23 protein-coding genes and 1 tRNA gene are annotated in these 25,224 nt (G+C 33.0%); 16 read left to right on the top strand and 8 right to left on the bottom strand.

Going from position 1 to position 25,224, the window contains the following annotated elements:
- Positions 1-32: 32 nt before the first annotated feature.
- On the bottom strand, positions 33-797 hold the full coding sequence (locus tag P0R33_RS08845; RefSeq protein ID WP_276175092.1) for an alpha/beta hydrolase: 765 nt from the start codon (positions 795-797) through the stop codon (positions 33-35).
- Between the two features lie 378 nt (positions 798-1,175).
- Here P0R33_RS08845 and mraZ point away from each other — a divergent pair, with 378 nt between their 5' ends.
- The 16 genes from mraZ to P0R33_RS08765 all read left to right on the top strand — a co-directional run bounded on the left by mraZ (position 1,176) and on the right by P0R33_RS08765 (position 18,462).
- Positions 1,176-1,649: a division/cell wall cluster transcriptional repressor MraZ gene (gene mraZ / locus P0R33_RS08840; protein ID WP_184157698.1), complete on the top strand. Its 474-nt coding sequence runs from the start codon at positions 1,176-1,178 to the stop codon at positions 1,647-1,649.
- Entirely contained in the window at positions 1,624-2,532 is a 909-nt protein-coding gene (rsmH, locus tag P0R33_RS08835; protein ID WP_276175091.1) for a 16S rRNA (cytosine(1402)-N(4))-methyltransferase RsmH, read from the top strand. Before mraZ ends, rsmH begins: the two co-directional genes overlap by 26 nt.
- A 21-nt stretch (positions 2,533-2,553) precedes the next feature.
- Positions 2,554-2,901: an FtsL-like putative cell division protein gene (locus P0R33_RS08830; protein ID WP_276175090.1), complete on the top strand. Its 348-nt coding sequence runs from the start codon at positions 2,554-2,556 to the stop codon at positions 2,899-2,901.
- Entirely contained in the window at positions 2,892-4,901 is a 2,010-nt protein-coding gene (locus P0R33_RS08825; RefSeq protein ID WP_276175089.1) for a penicillin-binding protein, read from the top strand. Before P0R33_RS08830 ends, P0R33_RS08825 begins: the two co-directional genes overlap by 10 nt.
- On the top strand, positions 4,898-6,361 hold the full coding sequence (locus P0R33_RS08820) for a UDP-N-acetylmuramoyl-L-alanyl-D-glutamate--2,6-diaminopimelate ligase (RefSeq protein ID WP_276175088.1): 1,464 nt from the start codon (positions 4,898-4,900) through the stop codon (positions 6,359-6,361). The genes P0R33_RS08825 and P0R33_RS08820 overlap by 4 nt, the downstream gene beginning before the upstream one ends.
- An 81-nt stretch (positions 6,362-6,442) precedes the next feature.
- A complete protein-coding gene (mraY, locus tag P0R33_RS08815) occupies positions 6,443-7,675 on the top strand; it encodes a phospho-N-acetylmuramoyl-pentapeptide-transferase (protein ID WP_276175087.1) in 1,233 nt (410 codons plus the stop codon).
- Positions 7,676-9,007 carry a UDP-N-acetylmuramoyl-L-alanine--D-glutamate ligase gene (murD, locus tag P0R33_RS08810; protein WP_276175086.1) on the top strand — a complete coding sequence of 444 codons (1,332 nt, stop codon included), beginning with the start codon at positions 7,676-7,678 and terminating at the stop codon, positions 9,005-9,007.
- Between the two features lie 94 nt (positions 9,008-9,101).
- Complete coding sequence (locus P0R33_RS08805; RefSeq protein ID WP_276175085.1) at positions 9,102-9,440, top strand: four helix bundle protein; 339 nt, start codon at positions 9,102-9,104, stop codon at positions 9,438-9,440.
- A 50-nt stretch (positions 9,441-9,490) separates the two neighbouring features.
- Positions 9,491-10,801, top strand: a complete 1,311-nt coding sequence (locus P0R33_RS08800) for an FtsW/RodA/SpoVE family cell cycle protein (RefSeq protein WP_276175084.1) — start codon at positions 9,491-9,493, stop codon at positions 10,799-10,801.
- A 45-nt stretch (positions 10,802-10,846) separates the two neighbouring features.
- The gene (gene murG, locus P0R33_RS08795) at positions 10,847-11,938 is read left to right on the top strand and encodes an undecaprenyldiphospho-muramoylpentapeptide beta-N-acetylglucosaminyltransferase (protein ID WP_276175083.1); all 1,092 of its coding nucleotides are present in this window, start codon (positions 10,847-10,849) and stop codon (positions 11,936-11,938) included.
- 113 nt (positions 11,939-12,051) lie between these two features.
- Positions 12,052-13,401 (top strand): UDP-N-acetylmuramate--L-alanine ligase, encoded by a 1,350-nt coding sequence (murC, locus tag P0R33_RS08790; protein WP_276175082.1) that lies wholly within the window; start codon positions 12,052-12,054, stop codon positions 13,399-13,401.
- Positions 13,388-14,110, top strand: a complete 723-nt coding sequence (locus P0R33_RS08785; RefSeq protein WP_276175081.1) for a cell division protein FtsQ — start codon at positions 13,388-13,390, stop codon at positions 14,108-14,110. Before murC ends, P0R33_RS08785 begins: the two co-directional genes overlap by 14 nt.
- 6 nt (positions 14,111-14,116) lie before the next feature.
- On the top strand, positions 14,117-15,529 hold the full coding sequence (ftsA, locus tag P0R33_RS08780; protein WP_276175080.1) for a cell division protein FtsA: 1,413 nt from the start codon (positions 14,117-14,119) through the stop codon (positions 15,527-15,529).
- Positions 15,530-15,620: 91 nt separating this feature from the next.
- Positions 15,621-17,597, top strand: coding sequence for a cell division protein FtsZ (ftsZ, locus tag P0R33_RS08775; RefSeq protein ID WP_276175079.1), 1,977 nt, complete (start codon positions 15,621-15,623; stop codon positions 17,595-17,597).
- 266 nt (positions 17,598-17,863) lie between these two features.
- Positions 17,864-18,313 carry a GatB/YqeY domain-containing protein gene (locus P0R33_RS08770; RefSeq protein ID WP_198854339.1) on the top strand — a complete coding sequence of 150 codons (450 nt, stop codon included), beginning with the start codon at positions 17,864-17,866 and terminating at the stop codon, positions 18,311-18,313.
- Positions 18,314-18,388: 75 nt separating this feature from the next.
- Positions 18,389-18,462 (top strand) — tRNA-Arg (locus tag P0R33_RS08765).
- A gap of 123 nt (positions 18,463-18,585) precedes the next feature.
- Here P0R33_RS08765 and P0R33_RS08760 read toward each other — a convergent pair.
- The 7 genes from P0R33_RS08760 to P0R33_RS08730 form a co-directional block, all read right to left on the bottom strand.
- The gene (locus tag P0R33_RS08760; protein WP_276175078.1) at positions 18,586-19,503 is read right to left on the bottom strand and encodes a hypothetical protein; all 918 of its coding nucleotides are present in this window, start codon (positions 19,501-19,503) and stop codon (positions 18,586-18,588) included.
- Between the two features lie 194 nt (positions 19,504-19,697).
- A complete protein-coding gene (locus P0R33_RS08755; protein WP_276175077.1) occupies positions 19,698-20,807 on the bottom strand; it encodes a tetratricopeptide repeat protein in 1,110 nt (369 codons plus the stop codon).
- A gap of 5 nt (positions 20,808-20,812) precedes the next feature.
- Positions 20,813-21,406, bottom strand: coding sequence for a dihydrofolate reductase family protein (locus P0R33_RS08750; protein WP_276175076.1), 594 nt, complete (start codon positions 21,404-21,406; stop codon positions 20,813-20,815).
- A gap of 102 nt (positions 21,407-21,508) precedes the next feature.
- Positions 21,509-21,703, bottom strand: a complete 195-nt coding sequence (locus P0R33_RS08745) for a hypothetical protein (protein ID WP_229354357.1) — start codon at positions 21,701-21,703, stop codon at positions 21,509-21,511.
- Between the two features lie 52 nt (positions 21,704-21,755).
- Positions 21,756-22,616, bottom strand: a complete 861-nt coding sequence (locus P0R33_RS08740; RefSeq protein WP_276175075.1) for a hypothetical protein — start codon at positions 22,614-22,616, stop codon at positions 21,756-21,758.
- Between the two features lie 127 nt (positions 22,617-22,743).
- Complete coding sequence (locus tag P0R33_RS08735; RefSeq protein ID WP_276175074.1) at positions 22,744-23,244, bottom strand: hypothetical protein; 501 nt, start codon at positions 23,242-23,244, stop codon at positions 22,744-22,746.
- 58 nt (positions 23,245-23,302) lie between these two features.
- Complete coding sequence (locus P0R33_RS08730; protein ID WP_276175073.1) at positions 23,303-25,147, bottom strand: TlpA disulfide reductase family protein; 1,845 nt, start codon at positions 25,145-25,147, stop codon at positions 23,303-23,305.
- Positions 25,148-25,224 lie beyond the last annotated feature (77 nt).

The raw sequence follows: 25,224 nt of genomic DNA, 5'->3' as shown, positions 1-25,224 counted from the left end.
GTTTTTAAAACCTCCTTAAAATCGAAAGTTTACTATAATTTCTGCTCAGTAAGCCATTTCTCCAGAATTTCGTTAAATTCATCTGGATGTTCCATCATTGCAGCGTGTCCGCATTTGTCAATCCAGTACAAAGTAGAATTTGGCAATAATTTATCAAATTCTTCGGCAACATTTGGCGGTGTTACAGAGTCGTTTTTACCCCAAATAATGCAGGTTTCTACATTCATTTTTGGTAAATCTTTGGCCATATTATGACGAATTGCACTCTTGGCAATCGTCAAAGTTTTGATTAATTTTATTCGGTCATTTGCTGTTGCATAAACTTCATCAATCAATTCAGGAGTAGCGATTTTAGGATCGTAAAATACATCTTCAGCCTTCTTTTTAATGTATTCGTAATCGCCTCTTCTTGGGTAACTATCGCCCATTGCGCTTTCGTAAAGTCCAGAGCTACCAGTTATTACAAGTCCCGCAACTTTCTCAGGGTAAAGTTTAGTGTGATACAAAGCGATATGTCCTCCAAGAGAATTTCCTAAAAGAATTACTTTGTCAAAACCCTTAAAAGTGATAAAGTCTTTTACGTATTTCGCGAAACTTTTTACGTTCGTTTTTAAAATGCTTTGCGTGTATATTGGCAAATCAGGAATAACAACTTTATATCCTTTTGTCGGGAAATATTGTGCTACACCATCAAAGTTACTAAGACCTCCCATTAATCCATGCAGAATAACAATTGGAGTTCCTTCTCCAGCTTCAAAATAGCTGTATTTGCCTTCTTTTTTATAGTGTTTGTCCATCTAATCTAATGCCAATTTCAATTTCGACAAATATAGGGTTAAATAAATAAAAATGAATTTTTGCTGCCATTTTTTAACTAGATAATTTTAGTAGAAGTTGTAAGCGGTTAAAAATCAGTAATTAATGTGGTTTTTGGTAAATTATGTAAATGTTAAGAAAACTGCATTATAATCAAATTTTTAAGAAAATTAGCGCATTATTTTTTTGAATGATTAATGTATTTGTAAATCTGTTAATTTATAGTTAAGGTATTGATTGATTGTGAATTATAGAAAGTGGTGGCGAAGTGGTTAAACTTATTAACAAAGTGGTATAAAGTGGTAAAATGTGGTATTTTTTTTTATATTTTTGCTGTATAACATGTTAACTAGTTTTTTTTGAACACAATTGTTGGAACATATGAGTGTAAAGTCGATGCTAAAGGAAGGCTAATGATGCCTGCGCCTTTAAAAAAGCAATTGACGGCTTCTCTTCAAAGCGGATTCGTTTTGAAGCGTTCTGTTTTTCAGCAGTGTTTAGAATTATATCCTATGGAAGAATGGGATTTAATGATGAAAAAAATCAACAAGCTTAATCGCTTTGTGAAAAAGAACAACGATTTCATTAGAAGGTTTACGGCTGGTGTTAAAGTGGTTGAGGTTGATGCATTAGGGAGATTGCTGGTTCCAAAAGATTTGGTAACGTTTGCGAGTATTTCTAAAGATGTAGTTTTTTCATCTGCGGTTAATATAGTAGAAATCTGGGATAAGGATTTATACGAAAAATCAATAAGCGGCGAAGATATGGATTTTGCAGATTTAGCCGAAGAAGTAATGGGAAATATTAATGACGACGAAGATGGAATATCATAATCCGGTTTTGCTTTATCCAACTGTAGATGGTTTAGATATTAAACCTGATGGGGTGTATGTAGATGTTACGTTTGGAGGCGGTGGTCATTCAAAGGAGATTTTAAGAAGATTAGGGCCAAACGGAAAGCTGTTTGCATTTGATCAAGACGAAGATGCGCTTGCTAATGCTTTGCCAGACGAAAGGTTTACTTTGATAAACGAAAATTTTAGGTTCATAAAAAGATTTTTACGTTTTCACGGAGTAAAAGCAGTTGATGGAATTTTAGCTGATTTAGGCGTTTCATCACATCAGTTTGATGTTCCGGAAAGAGGTTTTTCTACAAGATTTGATGCCGAATTAGATATGCGGATGAGTCAAAAAAATGATTTGAGTGCTTATCGAGTGGTTAACGAATATGAAGAACAGGATTTACGTCGCGTTTTTTTTGATTATGGAGAATTGAAAAACGCGCCAGTTTTAGCAAGAACAATTGTTGAGGCGAGAAAAGATTATCCGATCAAAACGACAGATGAATTGAAAGACGTTTTGAAGAAATTTTTACCTGAGAAAGTTCGAAATAAAGTATTGGCTCAAATATATCAGGCAATTCGAATTGAAGTAAATCAAGAAATGGATGTTTTAAAAGAATTTATTGAGCAATCGTTAGAGATCTTAAAACCAGGCGGAAGATTTTCGGTGATCTCATATCATTCTTTAGAAGATAGATTGGTAAAAAGGTTTATAAAAAACGGAATGTTTGAAGGAGAACCAGAAAGAGATTTTTACGGAAACTTTTCGGTTCCATTTAAAACTATTGGAAAATTGATTGTTCCAGACAACGAGGAAATCAAAATTAATAATAGAGCAAGAAGTGCCAAATTAAGAGTTGCAGAAAAGCTATAATATATATTAAGGTAGAAAATAATGAAAAGTGGTGTATTTAGCATATTAAAAGCAAGATTCCTGATTCATGATGATGCAGTAAAAAACTGGCGATTTATCGTCTTTATAATTCTGCTGGCCATTTTGATGATTGCCAATACACAACGATACGAACAAAAGGTTTTTGAAATCGCAAAGTTGAATAATGAAACAAAAGAATTGCGATCTGAATTTGTAGATCGACGTTCAGAATTAATGAAGCTAAAAATGGAGTCAACCATTTCGGATAAAATGTTAGAAAAACAAATTTTTCCGTCGACGGTTCCTCCAGTGAAAATAGAAGTTAAAAAAGAAGAAGAAAAAAGTTTCTTTAAAAGAATATGGCAGTAGACGATAAACATATATCCTACAGAATTTACCTCGTAGCAGTTTTCATCTTTGTGATGGCAATTGCTATTGTTGTTAAATTAACCAATATTCAATGGGTTGATGGAGATTATTACAGAAAACTGGCAAAACAGCGTACTGTTAGAAACTTTGTAATTCCGGCCAATAAAGGAAATATTTATTCTGCTGACGGAAGTTTATTAGCTACGTCAATTCCGAATTACGAGATTCGTTTTGATGCAAAAGCGCCAAAAACAGAAACTTTTGAGAAATATGTAAAACCATTGTCAGATTCGTTGGCAACAGTTTTGGATAAGCCAAGCAGTTATTTTCAAAAAGAATTAAGAAAAGCGCGTGAGAATAAAAATCGTTATTATTTGATTGCTCGTAAGCTGAGTTATACTGAATATGTAAAAATAAAAAGTTTTCCATTGTTCAATTTAGGCGCTTTTAAAGGCGGAATTATTGTTGAACAAGAAACGGTTAGAAAACATCCAATTGGAAAAATTGCTGAAAGAACCATTGGTTACGACAAAATTGATCCAGCAACCGGGGTAGAGGTTGGAAAAGGAATTGAATGGGCTTTTAAAAATTACCTAAACGGAAAAGATGGTAAAATTCTAAAGCAAAAAATTGCAAAAGGACAGTGGAAGCCTATTCGTGATGTAAACGAAGTTGATCCAATTGACGGTTATGATGTAATTTCTACGATAGATGTTTTTATTCAGGATATCGCGCACCATGCTTTGTTGAAACAATTGCAAGATTACGAAGCAGATCACGGTTGTGTAGTTGTTATGGAAACGCAAACGGGACATGTAAAGGCAATTTCTAATTTAGGAAGAGCAGAAGACGGATCGTATTACGAAACAACAAATTATGCAATTGCAGAATCTCACGAACCAGGATCGACTTTTAAATTGGTTGATTTGATGGCGATTTTAGAAGATAAAGTAGCCGATACAAGTACGGTTTATGATAGTCACAATGGTATTGTAAAATATTACGGAAGATCAGTACGCGATTCGCATAATGGTGGTTACGGTAAAGTTTCTTTAGCACGCGGATTTGAACTTTCGTCAAATACAGTTATGGTTCAGGCAGTTTATGAAGGGTATAAAAGCAATCCATCAAAATTTGTCAATCATATCAATAGTTACGGATTAAATAAGACATTAGGATTGCATTTTAAAGGAGAAGGAAGGCCGTATATTCCACAGCCGGGAGACAAACATTGGTCTGGAGTTTCACTTCCGTGGATGGCATTTGGATACGGAGTTTCTGTGACGCCAATGCAGACTTTGGCATTCTACAATTCGGTTGCAAATGACGGAGTAATGGTAAAACCGCAGTTCGTATCAGAAATTAAAGAATGGAATAAAACCATCAAGAAATTTGATGTTGAAGTGATAAATCCAAAAGTTTGTTCGCCAGAAACATTAAAGAAAGTGAAAGCGGTATTGCTTAATGTGGTTAAAAAAGGAACGGGTTCTAAATTGTATTCGAAAGATTTTTCGATGGCAGGAAAAACAGGAACGGCTCAAATGAATTATGGTGGAAAAGAAGGAAAATCAGCATTGTATTATGCATCATCTTTCGTAGGTTATTTTCCAGCTGATCATCCAAAGTATTCTTGTATTGTAGTGGTTCATAAGCCAAATACAGCTAAGAATAATTATTACGGAGCAGATGTGGCAGGACCAGTTTTTAAAAGAATTGCTCAAAAGATTTTTACAGATGCACCTTCGACAAATAAAATTAAAAAATTAGATACTAGGATTCCAAAGCAGGATGATAGTTATAATAAATATACTGTTGAAGCTAATAAAAAGAGTAATCAGATTCCGAATTTAAAAGGAATGCCAGGAATGGATGCAATTGCTTTACTGGAAAATTTAGGTTTGAAAGTAAAAGTAAATGGAATGGGGAAAGTGAAGAATCAATCTATTCAAGCTGGAACTAGTATAAGCAAAAACACAACAATTGTATTAGAATTATCGTGAAAGTATTAAAAGACATATTATATAAAGTAGCTATCGAATCTGTAAAAGGTTCGACAGATATTGCTATTCATAAAATTGAATTCGATTCACGTAAAGTAGAATCAAATGATGTTTTTGTAGCTATTCGTGGTTCACTTTCAGATGGACATGATTACATTGAAAAAGCGATTCAGCTTGGAGCAAAAGCAATTATTTGTGATACGCTTCATGAAAATACTATTGCTGAAGTAACTTATATTCAAGTTAAAGACACCAATGCGGCTTTGGCTTTTATGGCAGCTAATTATTTTGAAGATCCGTCTGCGAAATTAAAATTAGTTGGTGTAACAGGAACAAATGGTAAAACAACAATTGCGTCATTATTGTTTCAATTGTTCGAAAAAGCAGGTTTTAAAGTTGGTTTATTATCAACAGTAAAAATTGTAGTAGATAAAACAGAATACCCAGCAACGCATACAACACCAGATTCTTTGACAATCAATCATTATTTAAATGAAATGGTCGAAGCTGGAGTTACACATTGTTTTATGGAAGTTAGTTCGCATGGAATTCACCAAAAACGTACAGAAGCATTGCATTTTGTAGGCGGAATTTTTACGAATCTTTCTCACGATCATTTAGATTATCATCCAACATTTGCTGAATATAGAGATGTTAAAAAGTCATTTTTTGACTCGCTTCCTAAATCAGCTTTTGTGTTATCAAATATTGATGATAAAAATGGTTCTGTGATGCTTCAGAATACGGTGGCTAAAAAATTGACTTACGCTTTAAAATCGTATGCAGATTATAGAGCTCAGATTTTAGAAAGCCAATTATCTGGATTATTACTGAAAGTTAATGATAATGAAGTTTGGGTAAAACTGATTGGTACTTTCAACGCATACAATGTTTTAGCTATTTACGGAACGGCTGTAGAGCTCGGAATTGATAGTCTTGAAGCGTTGCGTTTATTGTCTGATTTAGAAAGCGTTTCGGGACGTTTTCAGTATATCGTATCAGATGGCGGAATTACCGCTGTCGTAGATTACGCCCATACGCCAGATGCCCTTGAAAATGTTTTGAAAACAATCAATGACATTCGAACAAAAAATGAACAGTTAATTACTGTTGTTGGATGCGGAGGAAACAGAGATAAAACAAAACGTCCGATAATGGCAAAAATCGCTTCAGATTTAAGTGATAAAGCAGTGTTGACCTCTGATAATCCGAGAAATGAAGATCCAGAAGTTATTTTGGATGAAATGGAGCAGGGAGTTGAGCCTCAGAATTACAAAAAAATGCTGAGAATTACAGATAGAAAACAAGCTATAAAAACCGCTTGTCAATTGGCTCAGCCAAAAGATATTATTCTAATTGCAGGAAAAGGACATGAAACATATCAAGAAATAAATGGTGTTCGCCATCATTTTGATGATATGGAAACCATAAAAGAGATTTTAGAACAACTAAATAAATAATAAAAGATTTTTTAAGTTCAAATGCCACCACACAATTGGAATTTGAAATTTCAAAATTGGAATTTAAAAAAATAAGGAAATATGCTGTACTATTTATTCGAATATTTTGATAAAACATTGGACCTTCCTGGAACGGGAGTTTTCCAGTACATCACATTTAGATCAGCTTTGGCATTTATGCTTTCGTTGCTTTTGTCGACTATTTATGGTAAAAGGATAATTAACTTTTTGCGTCGTCAGCAAGTAGGAGAAACAGTTAGAGAACTTGGTCTAGCAGGTCAAAATGAAAAAGCTGGTACGCCAACAATGGGTGGATTGATTATCATTTTTGCAACCTTGCTGCCTGTTTTGTTATTTGCTCGATTGCATAATATTTACATCGTTTTGCTGATTGTTACTACGCTATGGATGGGAACAATTGGTTTTGTGGACGATTATATCAAAATATTCAAAAAAGATAAACAAGGACTTAAAGGTATTTTTAAAGTAATTGGTCAAGTTGGTTTAGGAATCATCGTTGGAGCAGTTCTTTATTTTAATCCTGCGGTTACGGTAAGAACAGATACAGGTCGTACAGATGTTTTTAGAACAGCAGCAAATACTACTGTTGTACTTCCAGCGCCAGTTGAGGAGAAATCTACAGCAACAACAATCCCTTTCGTAAAAAACAACGAATTTGATTATGCGGAAGTATTGTCTTTTATGGGAGATGGATATGAAAAATGGGCTTGGTTGATTTTTATTCCAGTTGTAATTTTCATTATTACAGCAGTTTCAAACGGAGCAAATCTAACAGACGGAATCGACGGTCTCGCCGCAGGAACCTCGGCAATATCTGTTCTCGCGCTCGGAATTTTTACGTTTGTTTCTGGAAATATCATTTTCTCGAATTACCTTAACATCATGTACATCCCAAATTCGGGAGAAATGACGGTCTTTATATCGGCATTCGTAGGAGCGTTGATTGGTTTCCTTTGGTATAACTCTTATCCAGCTTCGGTTTTTATGGGAGATACGGGAAGTTTAACAATTGGAGGAATTATCGCAGTATTGGCAATTGCAGTTAGAAAAGAAATCTTGATTGTATTATTCTGCGGAATTTTCTTAGCAGAAAGTGCTTCAGTAGTTATACAAGTTTTTTATTTTAAATATACAAAGAAACGTTTTGGCGAAGGTAGAAGAATCTTTTTGATGGCGCCTCTTCATCATCATTACCAGAAAAAAGGATATCACGAAAGTAAAATCGTAACCCGTTTTTGGATTGTTGCCGTAATGTTAGCCATTTTATCAATCATTACACTAAAATTAAGATAGATGAGGCTAGTAGTTTTAGGTGGAGGAGAAAGTGGTGTAGGAACCGCGATCCTCGGTAAAAAACAAGGATATGAGGTTTTTGTATCGGATTTTGGAAAGATAAAAGAGAGTTACAAAGAAGTTCTTATCATTAATAAAATTCCTTGGGAAGAAGAGCAGCACACAGAAGATCTAATTCTAAATGCTGATGTGGTAATGAAAAGTCCAGGAATTCCAGATAAATCTCCGATAGTAAAAAAGCTTATTGCCGCTGGAGTAAAGGTGATTTCGGAAATTGAATTTGCAATTCCTTACACAGAAGCAATGACAATTGGAATAACAGGAAGTAATGGAAAAACAACCACGACAATGCTAACACATCATTTGCTGAAATACGCAGGATTGAATGTTGGACTTGGAGGAAATATCGGAAAGAGTTTCGCCTGGCAGGTTGCAGAAAATAAATATGATGTTTACGTTCTTGAATTAAGCAGTTTTCAGTTAGACGGAATTATAGATTACCGACCGGATATTGCCATTATAACAAACATTAGTCCGGATCATTTAGATCGATACGAATATAAATATGAAAATTATATCAATTCGAAATTTCGAATAACGATGAACCAGACCGAAAGCGATTATCTAATTTATGATGCAGATGATGAAGCGAGTACAGAATGGCTAAAAAAGAACAAAACAAAAGCAAAATTAATTCCTTTTTCATTGACGAAATCATTCGATGAAGGGGCTTCTATAAATAACAACAAAATGGAAATTAAGATCAACCAAGAAGAGTTTACAATGGACACAGAACACATTGCGTTAGAAGGAAAACATAACATGAAAAACGCAATGGCAGCAAGCTCTGTAGCAAAATTGATGCAAATTAGAAATGCAACAATTCGCGAAAGTTTATCTAATTTTCAAGGTGTTGAGCACCGTTTAGAAAAAGTATTAAAAATTCAAAACGTTCAATATATCAACGATTCAAAAGCAACTAACGTAAATGCTACTTTCTTTGCTTTGGACAGTATGAATGTTCCAACAGTTTGGATTGTTGGAGGTGTTGATAAAGGAAATGATTACAACGAATTAATGTCATTAGTTCGCGAAAAAGTAAAAGCAATTATTTGTTTAGGAGTTGACAATCGCAAAATTATCGATGCTTTCGGAAATGTTGTTGATATTATGGTTGAAGTTAATAATATGAATGATGCTGTGAAAACAGCTCAAAGATTAACAGAAAAAGGTGATGCAGTTTTATTGTCTCCAGCCTGCGCAAGTTTCGATTTATTCGAAAACTACGAAGACAGAGGAAAACAATTCAAACAAGCGGTACATAATTTATGATTTTAGATTTTAGATTTTAGATTTTCTCTAAACTTTGAAATTTTAGATTATTAAATATTTTAAGTTCTTTTTTATGACGACGGATGAAATGAAGATGAGAACAAAAAAGTTCTCTTTAATGATAATTGAATTGGCTGAAAAAATGCCAAACACAAATGTGATTAGATCGATAACTAATCAAATAGTGAGGAGCGGAACATCTGTTGGAGCAAATTATCGAGCAGTTTGTCGAGCCAGAAGTGATAGAGAATTTGTAGCCAAAATGAATATCGTTTTAGAAGAATCAGACGAAACTTTATTTTGGTTAGAAATAATAAAAGAAAAAATGTGGATTGCTAAAGAAGAATTAGAAGCATTGTTAAAAGAAGCAAATGAATTAACAGCAATTTTTGTGAGTAGTTTAAAAACAGTAAATAATAGAATCAATCAATAAAAACCGAAGGTTTTGGAAAATAATCTAAAATCTAAAATCAGAAATCTACAATGAAGCAATTGGTAAACAAACTAAAAGGAGATAGGGTAATATGGTCATTCGTGGCTTTATTGGCGTTGTTTTCGTTTATGCCTGTTTTTAGTGCGAGTAGTAATTTGGCATATATTGGTCACGGAACAGGAAATACTTTGGGGTATTTGCTAAAACATTTGGCTCATATTTGTATCGGTTTCTTGATTATTTATTGGGTTCACAAAGTACCGTATCATTATTTTAGAGCTATTTCTAAAATTGCGTTGCCTATTGTTTGGTTCTTATTGCTTTATACGTTATTGAAAGGAACTGTAATTGCAGGGGCAAATGCAAGTCGTTGGATTCAGGTTCCTTTTATCGGAATCACGTTTCAAACATCGACATTAGCGTCAATCGTTCTTTTTATTTATGTAGCAAGATATTTATCAAAAACCAAAGAAGAAAATGAACCTTTTCAAACGTCATTAATTCAGCTTTGGATTCCGGTATTTATTACATTAATGTTGATTTTACCAGCAAACTTTTCAACCACAGCGTTGATTTTTGCAATGGTTTTAATGCTAACGTTCATTGGAAAATATCCTTTAAAATATATCGGATTTATTATTGGTTCAGGAATTGCAATGTTGGCATTTTTCCTTTTGGTAGCCAAAGCCTTTCCGGATTCGAGATTCTTTAGCAGGGTTTCTACTTGGGAAAGTCGTATTACCAACTTTACAACCGATAAACCAGACGAAGACGATTATCAGATAGAAAAAGCAAAAATTGCAATTGCATCAGGAAAATTAGGAGGATTAGGACCAGGAAAAAGCGTTCAGAAAAACTTCTTGCCACAATCTTCTTCCGATTTTATTTATGCGATTATTGTTGAAGAATACGGTTTGGTTGGTGGAGTTTCAATTGTAATTCTTTACTTATTGCTTTTATTCCGATTTGTAATTGCTTCGCATAAAGCGCCAACTTTATTTGGAAAGCTAGTAGTTGTTGGTGTTGGATTTCCGATGATATTTCAAGCAATGATCAATATGGCCGTTGCAGTTGAATTATTGCCAGTAACCGGACAAACATTACCATTGATAAGTAGTGGAGGAAGTTCAATCTGGATGACCTGTTTGGGACTCGGAATTATAATCAGCGTGACGAAAAAAGAAGAAGAAATCGCGGAAGAAAAATTAGAAAAAGAAAAAAGAAAAGAAGCTTTACAGCGTTTGATCGATAAAGAATTGGCAGAAGATGATGTGATTCCTCAAGAAGTATATGATGAAGAACCTGCTTATTCTATAGAAGATAATTCGAGAAATCCGATGAATGCGGTTTTAAGTAAATAGAGTTAAAATATAAAAGTTTTTTAAAAAGTTGTAATTTTTAGAAAGATGACAAAGTATAAATTCATACTTAGCGGAGGAGGAACAGGAGGACATATCTATCCTGCAATTGCTATTGCAAATGAATTGAAATTACAATTCCCAGATGCTGAATTTCTTTTTGTAGGTGCCAAAGATAAAATGGAAATGCAAAAAGTGCCTCAAGCAGGTTACGAAATAAAAGGTCTTTGGATTGCTGGTTTACAACGAAAATTGACTTTACAAAACTTGATGTTTCCGTTAAAATTGGCAAGCAGTTTATTGGAGTCAAAAAGGATAATTAAAAAATTTAAACCGAATGTTGTAATCGGTACAGGTGGTTTTGCAAGCGGGCCTTTGTTGCAAGCGGCGGGTTCAGCGGGAATTCCAACTGTGGTTCAAGAGCAAAATTCTTTTCCTGGAATAACCAATAAATTATTGAGTAAAAAAGCCAATGCAATTTGTGTGGCATATCAGAATTTAGAGCGTTTTTTTCCAAAAGAGAAAATTGTATTGACTGGAAATCCAGTTCGTCAGGATTTGATTGATATCGAAAGTAAACGTGACGAAGCAATTGCTTTTTACAACTTAGATCCGAACAAAAAAACATTATTGGTTTTAGGAGGAAGTTTAGGAGCAAGAAGAATCAATCAGTTAATTGAAAAAGAATTGCAGAATTTCCTTTCGCAAGATGTTCAGGTAATCTGGCAATGCGGAAAATTATATTTTGAAGATTATAAAAAATACAATCAGCCGAATGTGAAAGTGGTTGATTTTATTGAGAGAATGGATTTTGTTTACGCAGCATCGGATGTAATAATTTCACGTGCGGGAGCTTCGTCAGTATCAGAATTATGTATTGTTGGAAAACCAGTGATTTTTATTCCATCTCCGAATGTGGCCGAAGATCATCAAACCAAAAATGCGCAAGCAATTGTAGATGCAAAAGGTGCTATTTTGTTGAAAGAATCTGAGCTGAACGAACAATTTAGTATCGTTTTTGAAGCGCTGCTGAAAGATGATGGCAAACAAAAACAATTAAGTGATAATATTAAAAAACTAGCAAGACCAAAAGCAACACAAGATATTGTGGCTCAGATTGTGAAGCTTATTAAGCTATAGGCTATAAGCAGTAAGCTTTATGCTGATTAAAAGAATATAAGAGAATCAAATAATATAAAGACAAAAGTCAGAAGCTTAAAGCTTAAGGCTTAATGCTTAAAGCAGAAAAAAAAATGAATTTAAATCAAATACAAAACGTTTATTTTATTGGTATCGGAGGAATCGGAATGAGTGCCTTGGCTCGTTATTTCAAGTTTATTGGAAAACAAGTTTCAGGTTACGACAAAACGCCTTCTATGCTGACTAATGAATTGATTGAAAGTGGTATTGACATTCATTTTGAAGATAATATTAGTTTAATTCCGACTGATTATTACGTAGAGAATACGTTGGTAATATATACGCCAGCTGTTCCAAAAACTCATTCAGAATGGAATTATTTTATAGAAAGACATTATGAGGTTAAAAAGCGTGCTGAAGTTCTTGGAATCATAAGTAGAGATACTTTCTGTTTTGCAGTTGCAGGAACGCACGGAAAAACTACAACATCTAGTATTTTGGGGCATATTTTGTTTCAAAGTGGTGCTGATGTAACAGCTTTCATCGGAGGAATTGTAGAAAATTACAATTCAAACTTAATTGGAAGCGGTAAAACAGTAACGGTTGTAGAAGCAGACGAATTTGATAGATCGTTTTTGCATTTGCGTCCAGATATCGCATGTGTAACTTCGATGGATGCAGATCATTTGGATATTTATGGAACAAGTGATGCAATTGAAGCTTCTTTTAGAGAATTTGCTTCAAAAGTTGAGGATAAGAATAATCTCTTCATTACAAAAGAATTGCCTTTAGAGGGAGTTCAATGTGCTGTAAATGAAGATGCTGTTTATAAGGCTTTTAATGTTCGCATTGAAGATGGGGCTTATGTTTTTGATGTGCAGACGCCATCAGAAATTATGAAGGATTTGCGTTTCGGATTGCCTGGAAGACACAATTTAATGAATGGATTGATGGCTATTGCAATGGCCAAGACATTCGGCACCCCGACCGATTCTATTGCAAAAGCCATTGCTTCATTCAACGGAATTAGAAGACGTTTTTCGTATCAAATTAAGAGTGAAAATTTAGTATATATTGATGATTATGCACATCATCCGACAGAAATAAATGCTGTTCATCAGGCAGTTAGAGAATTATATCCAGGACGTAAAGTTTTAGCAATTTTCCAGCCGCATTTATTCAGCAGAACAAGAGATTTTGTGGACGGATTTGCGGCAAGCTTATCACAGTTTGATGAAGTGTTTTTGATGGATATTTACCCAGCAAGAGAACTTCCGATGGAAGGTGTTAATTCTGAGTGGCTTTTGGGTAAAATGACAAATACGAACAAAAAAATTGTTGCAAAAGAAGATTTATTAGGTGAAATTAAAGCCAGTGATGCACCTATTATTGTAACAATTGGAGCTGGTGATCTGGGAGAAATGGTTCCGTCAATTAAAAAAGTTTTAAATGAAAATATTTAATTGGACAAATATTCGATTAGTACTCATTATTGGACTTGTTCTTTTTCTATATTCTTTCGCACAACATCGAAATGGAGATAGAAAATTGAAAAAATCTATGGTTGTTTTTGTAGGAGAAAATACGCTTTTTGTGAAACCAGAAACGGTTAATAAATTGTTGATAGAAAATAAAAGAGACGCTTCCAGTATTAGAAAAGATGAACTAGATTTGAATAAGATAGAGAAAACCCTCGATACACAAGAGATGATTGAAAAGTCAAATGTTTTTGTAAGTATCGACGGAGTTCTAAAAGCAGTAGTAAAACAGAAGACGCCCATAGCAAGAGTTTATGACGGCGGTTCTTCTTTTTATATTGATTACGAGGGTAATAAAATGCCCTTGTCGGACAATTTCACTGCGAGAGTTCCTCTTGTTTCAGGGGCAATTAATGAAAAAAATAACGAAGATTTAGCAGCTTTATTTCGCACAATTTATGACGATGCGTTTTTGAAAAAAAACATCATTGCTATAGAGATTATGCCGAATGGAAGCTTAAAAATGTTTAACCGTAACTATGATTACTTCATAGATTTTGGTAGAACAATGAATGTTGATAAGAAATTTAGAAACTATAAAGCGTTTTTTCAAAAAGCAGTTTTAGATAGTTCGTTATACAAATACAAAAAAATTGACCTTAGGTTTACGGAACAAGTAGTTTGCACTAAATAATAGAAAATGGAAAAAGATAATATTGCAGTAGGTCTAGATATTGGAACAACCAAAATCGTTGCCATGATCGGCAAGAAAAATGAGTATGGTAAGTTGGAGATTTTGGGCATTGGTAAATCCAAAAGTTTGGGTGTTGCCAGAGGAGTAGTAAACAACATTACGCAGACGATTCAATCGATTCAACAAGCGATAATCGAAGCAGAAAATAATTCAGGTTACAAAATTAAAGATGTTGTTGTTGGAATTGCAGGTCAACACATCAGAAGTATTCAGCATACAGATTACATCAGCAGAAATAATCCTGAAGAAGTAATTGGCGAAAATGATATTCAGCTCCTAATCGATCAGGTAAATAAACTGGCGATGTTACCAGGAGAAGAAATCATTCACGTTTTACCGCAGGAATTTAAAATCGACGGACAGTCTGAAATTAAAGAGCCAATCGGAATGTACGGCGGAAGATTAGAATCTAGTTTTCACGTTGTAGTTGGTCAGGCATCTTCAATCAGAAATGTTGGAAGATGTATTCAAAGTTCAGGAATTGAATTGTCTGGATTGACATTAGAACCATTGGCTTCGGCAGATGCTGTTTTAAGTCAAGAAGAAAAAGAAGCTGGTGTGGCGCTTATTGATATTGGTGGCGGAACAACAGATTTGGCAATTTTCAAAGATGGTATCATTCGTCATACAGCTGTAATTCCTTTCGGAGGAAATGTAATTACAGACGATATCAAAGAAGGATGTTCTATTATTGAAAAACAGGCAGAGCTTTTGAAAATCAAATTTGGATCTGCTTGGCCGGGAGAAAATAAAGACAACGAGATTGTTTCTATTCCAGGTTTAAGAGGAAGAGAACCAAAAGAGATTTCATTAAAAAATCTATCAAAAATTATCCACGCTCGTGTTGTGGAAATTGTTGAGCAGGTTTTTGCAGAAATTAAAGCATACGGTCACGAAGATCCTCGCAAAAAACTAATTGCAGGTATTGTATTAACAGGTGGTGGAGCACAATTAAAGCACATCAAACAATTGGTTGAATACATTACGGGAATGGATACAAGAATTGGATATCCAAATGAGCATTTGGCAGGAAATTCTGGCGAAGAAATTTCTAGTCCTTTGTTTGCAACAGCAGTTGGATTAGTGATGAACAGTATCGAAAACAGCTCACAAAGTGCTGTTAGAATGGAATTGGTTAACGAGCAGCCAAAAGTAGTTTACAGAAACGCTCCTCCAACTCCAGTACAGCGATACGAAGTAGAAGAAAATTACGTTGAGAAAGTAGATACAATCGAAGAAGAAAGAGAAGTTGTAAGTCAGAAAGCTTCTAAAAATGAATCTACAGAAACAAAAATAAGACGATCGTTTTTTGATCGTTATGTCGACAAAATCAAAGAATTTTTAGACAACGCAGAATAATTAGAATAAAACAAGAAGAAGGAAATTACTTTCTTGCCCCAAGTCAAGAAGTAAAAAATGTACTTAATAAGAATTTCAAAAAACCAAAAAGATGATGAGCAACTCAGAATTTGGAAGTATTTCATTTGATTTACCAAAAAATCAATCAAATGTAATCAAAGTCATAGGTGTTGGTGGAGGCGGTAGTAACGCAATTAACCACATGTTTAAACAAGGTATTAAAGGCGTAGATTTTATCGTTTGTAATACCGATTCACAAGCGCTTCAAAATAGTTCGGTTCCAAATAAAATCCAATTAGGAGTTAATTTGACTGAAGGATTAGGAGCGGGAGCAAATCCAGATGTTGGACAGCAATCTGCTATCGAAAGTATTTCTGATATTGAAAAAATGTTGGATAGAAATACTAAGATGGTATTTATCACTGCCGGTATGGGTGGAGGAACTGGAACTGGTGCAGCTCCGGTAATTGCTCAATTAGCAAAAGAAAGAGAAATATTAACTGTTGGTATCGTGACAATTCCGTTTCAATTTGAGGGGAAAGTACGTCAGGAGCAAGCGATTATTGGAATCGAAAAATTGCGTAAGCAAGTAGATTCTTTAATCGTAATCAACAATAATAAATTAAGAGAAGTATACGGAAATCTTGGTTTCAAAGCAGGATTTTCTAAAGCGGATGAAGTTTTGGCAACTGCCTCAAGAGGTATTGCTGAAGTAATTACGCACCACTACACTCAAAATATCGATTTACGTGATGCAAAAACTGTTTTATCAAACAGCGGAACTGCTATCATGGGATCTTCTGTGGCAGCTGGTGAAAACAGAGCGAAAGATGCAATTATCTCAGCTTTAGATTCTCCGTTGTTAAACGATAATAAAATTACAGGTGCCAAAAACGTATTGTTGCTTATCGTTTCTGGAACTAACGAGATTACTCTTGATGAAATCGGAGAAATCAACGATCACATTCAAGCCGAAGCGGGTTACAATGCAAATATCATCATGGGAGTTGGTGAAGACGAAACCCTTGGTGAAGCAATCGCTGTAACGATTATTGCAACAGGATTTGATGTAGAACAACAAAATGAAATTGTAAATACAGAACCTAAAAAAATCATTCATACGTTAGAAGATGAGCAAAGAAGTGTTCATAATTTAACAAACAAACCACTTTCTTCTTTCGACTTAACAGTAGATACTCCTACAGCAAAAGTTGAAGATAAAGTAGTTTTTGATTTGACGGATGATGAAGATGAAACATTTGCTCCAACTCCGGTTCAAGCTGTTGCTCCAGCAATCAATCAGGAAGAATTGGTGGTAATGTCTGAGTTTATCAAAAATCTAGATGTAACTTTCGAAATTGTTTCGCCAATTACAGATATTGATTTTACAATCTCTGCTCCAGAAGTGCCTGTTCAGCAAATACAACAGCCAGTACAGCAACAAAGAGTATTTGAAAAAGAAGAACAAACAACTTTTTCTTTTGATCTTCCTTTGTTTAAACAAGAGCCTGTAAAAAGAGAGCCAGTTGTAGAAGATAATAGAGTTTTATTCGAATTGACAAATGAAACTCGTGAAATAAAAGTTAATGATCCTGTTCAGTTTGTGCCTGTAACAGAAGTTTCAGATAACGGAGTTGTAAGATATTCTCTAGAAGAATATATGGAAGTAGAGAACGATTTATTGGCTTCTAAACCAGTTGAAAAAGTGGTTGAAGATGTTGTTCCAGAAGAATTAAACATCACTTTGAAACCAAGAGTTGATTTTGCTAGCCAGCCAGATTTTTCTACAACTTCTGAAGTTTCTCCTTTAGAATTAACTATTGAAGAAACATTGCGTTTAAGAGCTGAAGAAAGAAGAAAGAAACTAAAAGAGTTTAACTATAAATTCCATAATAATGTTTCTAGAATTGACGAGTTGGAAAAAGAGCCAGCTTACAAAAGATTAGGAATTGACTTGTCTAATTCGCAATCTAATAATGCAAATTCTAGAATTTCTGTTGGAACAGATAGTAACAACGATTTACAAATACGTTCAAACAATTCATTTTTGCACGATAACGTAGATTAATTTTTAGCATCATAATATTAGGATAGCCCGAAAATTGGATTTAATTTTCGGGTTATTTTTTTTATCTTCGCACAGAATTTAAAAATTTGACTTTTAAGATAGTATTTTAAAAACAATATTGTCACCCTGAGCGAAGTCGAAGGGCTTTTTGTCTTAAAGGGCTTCGACTTCGCTCGGCCTGACAAACTAGAAATATTTGTTTTAATTAAAACACCTAGTTCATACATCAATTAATAAGCATTGCTTATTTTAAATACAACATAAACATGAGTTTACAAACACAAATCATGGACGAGATCAAAACAGCCATGAAAGCAAAAGATACTGTTGCTTTAGAAGCTTTAAGAGCAGTAAAATCTGAATTGTTATTGGCTTCAACTGCTTCAGGATCTAAAGAAGATTTATCAGAAGACGAAGAAATTAAATTACTTCAAAGACTGGTTAAAACTCGTAAAGAAAGCGCAAGAATCTTTACAGAACAAAACCGTCCTGATTTGGCTGAACCAGAATTGGCTCAGGTTGCGGTAATCGAGAAGTTTTTACCAGCTCAATTAAGCGAAGAAGAAGTAGAAGCTGTAATCGCAAAAATCATTGCTGAAACAGGTGCTTCAGGAATTGCTTCAATGGGTAAAGTAATGGGATTAGCATCTGCTCAATTAGGCGGAACTGCTGAAGGAAAAACCATTTCTACAATTGTAAAAAAATTACTTTCGTAAATAATAATTTTAGATTTTAGACTGTAGATTTTATATTCCAATCAGTAATCTAAAATCTAAAATCATAAATAAACTGACCTCGTAGTTCAACTGGATAGAATATCAGATTTCGGCTCTGAGGGTTGGGGGTTCGAACCCCTCCGGGGTCACTAAAAAAGCCTGTTTCGTTTTGAAATAGGCTTTTTTATGTTTTGTCTCGTCCTAAAATAAGTTGACTGAACAATTTTTTAATAAAGAGAACTAAATAAAGTTATCTTATTTTTTTATTAGACTTAGTACAACTGTTTTATTTTTCCATCTTTTACGATATACAACCCATCTTCACACATGATATATACATTAAATTTGGTTTTTTTAATATTTGTAAACCAACCTGGAAATTTATATTGTTTCAATGTTTTATCATCTATTAACTGCCCATAATACCCATATTGTTTACCCGTTTTTTTATCTGTTCCAGTTCCTGAAATATGTACCACTTTATCTTTTTGAACTATTTCTCTAGCTTCACTGCATAAATCTAAGTAAACCAACGTGTCCGTTTTATTCTTACTTTTTTTATAAAGCTTCATGCTATCACTTTCATCATTTATTCCATATGGATAATCAACTACATCTCTTGTATATTCCGCTTCTGGTATCGTTTTTACATATACCCAGTCTTTCTTATAATCAGTCCCTTGAAATTTATAGACCTTATTTTCAGCTGTACGAACATAAAGCTGTTCCTTTGGACTTGAAATTACTTCCATTGGAAAAAATTTTCTAGTATCAAAAGTTATTGTTTCCCAAGAATTTCCAAAATCTTTTGAAATATGTATTCGTGAATAATCCGATTCGTGAATTCCCATCCAACTATCAATTCCAACAAGAACCTTTTTATCAGTAAAAGTTATATCTTTAAAAATCAATGATGTTTTAATATTTTTCCAAGTTTTTGCGCCATTTGTCGAATACATTAATTCAAAATACCTACAGGCAATAACTGAGTCTTTTGAAATATCAGTAATATTATTAACATATCTATTTTCCTTTTTTGAAAGTTTAGCAGTTGTATCACCTATGGTTTTTACTATATCAGCTGTACTTTTTAAAGTGTCTTTTTTAACTTCCAGTTTGTCGATTGCGTTCTTTTTACAACCAATTGCAAAAAACAAAATAACAAAATATATTACGTATTGTCTTTTCATAAAATATGATTATTTTTAAAAGATAAAACTAATAAACATTATTCAATATTTTTAAATCTTCTCGTAAATGGTTCGAATTCTGCACCGTCAAGGTCACATTACAAAAAGCGCAAGCCAATAAAATAAGGCTTGCGCTTTTTGATTTATATAATTCCTGTATGTTTCTTGAGAATATTAAAACAAATGAAATAACTTTACTTACTATATTTTTCAAAGAGTTTAATAGCTTCCGTTTTTAAGTCACTATAATTTAAGTCATCATTAAATCCTATTCCTGAGTTGTAATGTGTGTTCCCTTTACTGGCGCAAAGGAGATATTTTGTCCCGCCCAATTCGATAGAAACTGGTGAAAACTCGGTTTGTACTCTCAAGATAATTTGACCTGAATTGTCAATTAAATAAAAGACATGTTTGTTATAAATATTTCCTTTGTTTTTATTTTCGTAGCGTTCAAATGCTTGAACCTGATAGCCATTCCATTTAAATTGGTCATAACAAAACATATCTTTTAAATTGTCTTTTAATTCTCCCTTTGCATACGCCTCATAGAGCTTATCTTTGTAAGGTTTTGCTTTTTCATATTCTTTTTTATGATAATAAATTTGAATGAGTTTTGCATAGGAGTGATAATCAGTGGGATCTAATTGAATAAGTTCCATAAAAACGGGCTCTGCTTTTTCGTAATTTCCTTTTAAAGATTCTAAAAGTCCAATGTTAAATAAGACATTTATGTATGAATCAGACTCTTTTGAGATTTTTGATTTCGCTGTATAATATGCTTCTAGTGCTTTATCATTTTCTTTTTGTTCGTAATAAATTTGAGCTAACATCAAATAAGGTCTGTTTGGACATTCCTTTTGGAGTGTTGCTTTCTTATAATTTTCAAGTGATAAATTAATCTCTTTGATTTGATAATAAGAATCCCCAAGTCCACTATAAGATTCTGCATCATTTGGATTTAAATTGATTGCGTTTTGAAAATAAGTTATAGCTTCATTGTATTTACCCATATAGTTTAATGTAGAAGCTTTTATATAAGCGGGCGCAGGATCTTTGCTGTCTTTATTTATAGATAAATCCATGAATTTAATACAATTTGCATCGTCTTCTTTCATATAATAAGCAAGTCCAATATAATAGAGGGATTTTGCTGATAAATCTTTATATTCAGAAGTGTATTGACTAATTATTTTGTCAAATTGCTGAGTGTCTGATAAGTTTTTCAGTTCATTTGTTACTTTATCCTGAGCGAGAATCACTAAGCTGAAAAAGATTAAAATGAATGTTAAGGTATTTTTCTTCATATATATTAGATTATCGCATTTCCAGTTTTAATTTCCCCATTTCGGATATAATTAGCTAAAATTACTCCAGTTGTGGTGACAGTGCTTTCAATTAAAGAAAATGCAGACGGATCAGCTTTATCATCAAAAAGCTTTTTTCCTTTTCCAAGTAACAAAGGATGAATTTTTAAGCGAAGTTCGTCAACTAAATTATTTTTTAATAATAAATGAATGAGTTCGCTACTGCCCCAAACGTGAATATCTAAACCATCAGAATCTTTCAATTTCTCTATTTCAGCAAGACTTTCTATGAAAATAGAATTTTTCCAATCTGATTTTTTTCTGGTTTTAGAGAGAACATATTTATTTCCGTTATTAATTTCAGGCCAAAATTCAGAATGTTCAGGCCAATAATTTTCCCAGATTTCAAATGTTTTTCTGCCTAAAAGATAATCTGCGGGTTTTAATTCTTTTTGAACGGCATCATCATAAGCTTTGTCGCCGTAAGGCACAGTCCAGCCTCCAAATTTAAAACCGTCAGATGTGTCTTCTTCTGGACCACCTGGAGCTTGCATTACGCCATCTAATGAAATCATTGACAAAACAATTATTTTTCTCATAATTTCTAGTTTTGTTTTTTATAAATTTAGATTTATGCCTTTTCTGACTTTATATAACTTCAAATAACAAACTGCTTGAGCTGCTTTTGTAAAAAAACAGTGTTATTTTTTAGCTCTTTTTGTGAAGTTTTTAATTAAAACAAAAATTGAAAATACAAAAACTATAATATAAACAATTGCCAATGCCGGTTTTTCGAATGTTAACGTATTAAAATCGAATTGTTTATATAGCACTACGCCTAAAATGATTGCTACAATACTAAAAGTAAATACTGGTACATTATTTTTATTCTCCATGTTATAGATGTTTTTATAGAATTAAAGGATTTTGAAAATCGTTATATTAAATTTATAATTTGTCTTGTGCTCCACGCAGCATTTCTGCAATATTTTCGTTTTTAAAATTTTCCATAAAAGTATGAATTAAAGGCACAGTCGGGCTGTTTGGGTATTTTTTTAGAAAACGGTTAAACTCCTCAATATTTTCTGGATAAATGTACTTTTCGTCTGTCGCTCTTTCATAAGTTGGGGTATTATCTTCTCCGATTAAATAATCTAACTGATACATTTTGTACTCATCTTTTACAGATTTCATTAATTTTGAATTTGGATATTTATTCATAAAATTTTCCCATGAAACTACGCGATCTCCTAAATCTTTAAAAGAAATAATAAGTCCGGCATCTGCAGAATAAGGCTGTTTGTTTTCTTCGCTTTGCAAAAGCAAATATTCTTTGTAATCTCGAGTCACATAGTTTTTAAAAAGCGAATAATAAAAATCTGGTTTTGTGGTAATTTCAACAATACCTTCTCCTAATTCATCAAATTGCAATTGATGTTTTAAGAGTTTATCATTTAAAGACTTGATTTCTTTTTTATCGGCATCTTTTTCGCTGTAAAAATTTTGCAGTAAACGATCTTCTTTTTCGTCTATTTTATGTAGTAAATAACCATTTTCTTCATGATATTTTTCATATAAAGTATTAGCTTCTTCAGCAGAAATAGATTTTAATTTTAACACAATTTCGTCTTTCTTTTTAGTGAATAAATCCAAAAGTGATCCAGAATCTGAAATCACTTCAGATGCAGAATGATCGGCAGAAATACTATCGTTTTTTATTTCTGACGAATTTGAAACAGTTGTATTTTCAGATTTTTTGCAGGCAGAAAATAAAATGATTATGGCTAATAAAGTAATAAGTTTTCTCATTTATTTTAATTAATATGTATTGATAATGATTTTAGCTTTAAAAGAGATAGGTTTATGTTAAAAAAGGACAAAAAAGATAGAATTCTTCTTTGTCCTTTTAGAATCTGTTTGAAGGAAAATATAAAATCTATTTAGGTTTAAATTCTTTCATTCCTCTATATTGTTTAAATTCTGAATATAACTCAATGCCTAGAATTTTCCATTTTCTAGTACCTGTGACTGAATATTGATAGCTATCTTTTTTTTCCAATTTATTTACAAAGATATTATGAGTCTGCCATTCTGTACCGCTAACAAAGCCACTTCTGGTAACCACTGCTGAAATTGCATTTTCATCATCATGAAGAACACCCAACTGTATTTTTGTTGCCAAATCGTCTTCTAGAGTAATCTCTGAGAAATGCGTGTTACGATTTATTTTTTGGCTTACTTTCTTATTTTCAAACTCAAATTTTTTATACTCTGAGCTATTGCCCGGTTTTGTAATAAAAGACAAAGCAAAAAATGAAAAAAGAACAGCAACAAAAAGTCCCATTTTCTGGCGAATTTCAACTGCTTTTTTTATGCAAAAAGCGATAAATCCAAAAAATGCCGTAATGTTTAATATTCCCCAGATAAGCTGTATCATAAATTTATTTTAGGTATATCAAAAATACATTTTTTTTGCTTTATAAATAAGAGAATACTTATTTTAATTGCTCTTCAATAAGCTCAGCTATATTAGTATTTGAGTTATCATAAGCTAGAATACTTCCATTTTTATCAATTACAATACGTGTTGGAATAGCTTCAATCTTATAATTTGTGACCACTTCTTGTTTAGAATCAAAAATAACATTAAAGTCAAATTTTTTCTCGGTGATATAGCCTGTCACTTTTTTAAATATTTCGTCTTCTTTGCCATTTTCCCAAGTATTTACAAATAAGAAAGCGACGTCTTTTCCTTTATATTTGGTAACTAAATCCTGCATTTTAGGAAAAGATGCTTTGCATGGCCCGCACCAAGTAGCCCAAAAATCAAGGACAACAATTTTGCCTTTATAATCTGAAAGTTTAATTTCTTTTCCTTCCATATTTTTAAGAGTAAAATCGTAAGCAGTTGCGGTTCCAAATTTTGAAAGAAGATCTTTGCTCTTGTTTTCTTTTGCTAATAAATCTGTTTTCTGCTGAATGGCATCAAATTCGGCCATAGGCAATTTCTTTTCAATGTAAATTTCTTTAAGTTTAGAAAGAAATGCAGGTGATGTATTGCCTTTACCAATTTCGTCTTCAATATAAGCTTTTACTTCATCTTTACTTTTTACTTTATCCAACATTGCTAAATAGCGTTCTTTTCCGCCATCATCCAATCCGTTTAGTGCTTTAACTCCGCTTTGGTATTTAAAAGCTTCTTCATATTTGCCTTGTTTATAAAGCAGGAGCGCATAAGTATCAGCAAACATATTGAATTTGCCATTATAATCAGGAGTGTAACATTCTTTTCGTTTTGCTTCAAGAATGTCTAATGATCGTTTAGAAACTTTTGTAGCAAAATCAATATCTTTTACTGGCATTGTTAGATCACCGCCAGATTGGCCCCAAGCAAAATTATTGTATGAGTCTTCTGGAAGATTTAAATAAGGTTCGCAGGCTATAGCCTTATCCAATTCTCCTTTGTCTAGGTATATAGGCACCAAAGTAGAATAAAAATAGCTTATTGACCTCTTAGAAGTATCGTTAGAATATTTTGTTTTAAAAGTAGTAAGGCTTTCTAAAATAGAAGCTTCTGTTTTATTAGGCTGATCATAGAATTTTCGAATAAAATCCATTGCATCAATTCTATTTGCAGGATACTTTTCTGAAATTTCTTTTCTCAATTTTACAGCTTTATCTTGCGTATCATTATTAGAACTATAGATATTATAAGCAGCAGTCAAATATTCTTCAGTATTTTTTTGTACACATTTATCGGCAAAAGATAGAAGGTCTTTTTCTCCTTGTTCTCTGTTGAGAGACTTTTTAGTGTATAAATATTCTAAAGAAACGATATCATCTCTTAATTTCGGATATTTTGCGAATATGGCATCATATTCAGCAATTAAATCTTCTCTTTTTGGATCTGATTTTAGTCTAAAAAAGTAACCTCCATTGCTTCTAACATATATTTCGTTTATCAGACTTTTTCCTAATTCAGTATCATTTTGTGTTTTTAAAAGTACAGAATAACCTTTTTCATTATTGCTGTCTGCAATTTTTTGTGAATCGTTTATTGTTACTAGAATTACTCTGACAGAATCAGGAACTTTTGCGGTAAACTCATAACGTTTTCCACTTTTTTTCAGCGGACTTATGTCAGAAGAAAAATCAGTAGGCGTAATGTAGAGAAAATTTGCTTTAGCGTTTTCTTCTATTACAAGACCTTTCGGAGGTTCGTAAACATACGTATTGGGTTTGCCAATGTTGAATTTTGAGTTTTTTAGATAGATTTTTCCGTTTTGAGAAAATAGATTGCTAACAACGGCAAAGAATAACAAAAGGTAGATTTTTTTCATCTTTTTGTGGTTTTTTATTTGTTTATTTCTTAATTGTTTAACGAATTGTAAAAGTAAATATTATATCATCCGTTGTT

It is taken from the genome of Flavobacterium sp. YJ01, from assembly GCF_029320955.1.
GTDB lineage: Bacteria > Bacteroidota > Bacteroidia > Flavobacteriales > Flavobacteriaceae > Flavobacterium.
This window is presented reverse-complemented; position numbering and strand designations above follow the sequence as displayed.

Bases quoted from the DNA above. Each gene is read 5' to 3' on its own strand.
- P0R33_RS08770 (WP_198854339.1), top strand. From the start codon at position 17,864: ATGAGTTTACAAACACAAATCATGGACGAGATCAAAACAGCCATGAAA.
- murG (WP_276175083.1), top strand. From the start codon at position 10,847: ATGACAAAGTATAAATTCATACTTAGCGGAGGAGGAACAGGAGGACAT.
- mraY (WP_276175087.1), top strand. From the start codon at position 6,443: ATGCTGTACTATTTATTCGAATATTTTGATAAAACATTGGACCTTCCT.
- P0R33_RS08785 (WP_276175081.1), top strand. From the start codon at position 13,388: ATGAAAATATTTAATTGGACAAATATTCGATTAGTACTCATTATTGGA.
- ftsA (WP_276175080.1), top strand. From the start codon at position 14,117: ATGGAAAAAGATAATATTGCAGTAGGTCTAGATATTGGAACAACCAAA.
- P0R33_RS08830 (WP_276175090.1), top strand. From the start codon at position 2,554: ATGAAAAGTGGTGTATTTAGCATATTAAAAGCAAGATTCCTGATTCAT.
- P0R33_RS08845 (WP_276175092.1), bottom strand. From the start codon at position 797: ATGGACAAACACTATAAAAAAGAAGGCAAATACAGCTATTTTGAAGCT.
- P0R33_RS08800 (WP_276175084.1), top strand. From the start codon at position 9,491: ATGAAGCAATTGGTAAACAAACTAAAAGGAGATAGGGTAATATGGTCA.
- murC (WP_276175082.1), top strand. From the start codon at position 12,052: ATGAATTTAAATCAAATACAAAACGTTTATTTTATTGGTATCGGAGGA.
- P0R33_RS08755 (WP_276175077.1), bottom strand. From the start codon at position 20,807: ATGAAGAAAAATACCTTAACATTCATTTTAATCTTTTTCAGCTTAGTG.
- rsmH (WP_276175091.1), top strand. From the start codon at position 1,624: ATGACGACGAAGATGGAATATCATAATCCGGTTTTGCTTTATCCAACT.
- P0R33_RS08825 (WP_276175089.1), top strand. From the start codon at position 2,892: ATGGCAGTAGACGATAAACATATATCCTACAGAATTTACCTCGTAGCA.
- murD (WP_276175086.1), top strand. From the start codon at position 7,676: ATGAGGCTAGTAGTTTTAGGTGGAGGAGAAAGTGGTGTAGGAACCGCG.
- P0R33_RS08760 (WP_276175078.1), bottom strand. From the start codon at position 19,503: ATGAAAAGACAATACGTAATATATTTTGTTATTTTGTTTTTTGCAATT.
- ftsZ (WP_276175079.1), top strand. From the start codon at position 15,621: ATGATGAGCAACTCAGAATTTGGAAGTATTTCATTTGATTTACCAAAA.
- P0R33_RS08740 (WP_276175075.1), bottom strand. From the start codon at position 22,616: ATGAGAAAACTTATTACTTTATTAGCCATAATCATTTTATTTTCTGCC.
- P0R33_RS08750 (WP_276175076.1), bottom strand. From the start codon at position 21,406: ATGAGAAAAATAATTGTTTTGTCAATGATTTCATTAGATGGCGTAATG.
- P0R33_RS08805 (WP_276175085.1), top strand. From the start codon at position 9,102: ATGAGAACAAAAAAGTTCTCTTTAATGATAATTGAATTGGCTGAAAAA.
- P0R33_RS08735 (WP_276175074.1), bottom strand. From the start codon at position 23,244: ATGATACAGCTTATCTGGGGAATATTAAACATTACGGCATTTTTTGGA.
- P0R33_RS08730 (WP_276175073.1), bottom strand. From the start codon at position 25,147: ATGAAAAAAATCTACCTTTTGTTATTCTTTGCCGTTGTTAGCAATCTA.
- P0R33_RS08745 (WP_229354357.1), bottom strand. From the start codon at position 21,703: ATGGAGAATAAAAATAATGTACCAGTATTTACTTTTAGTATTGTAGCA.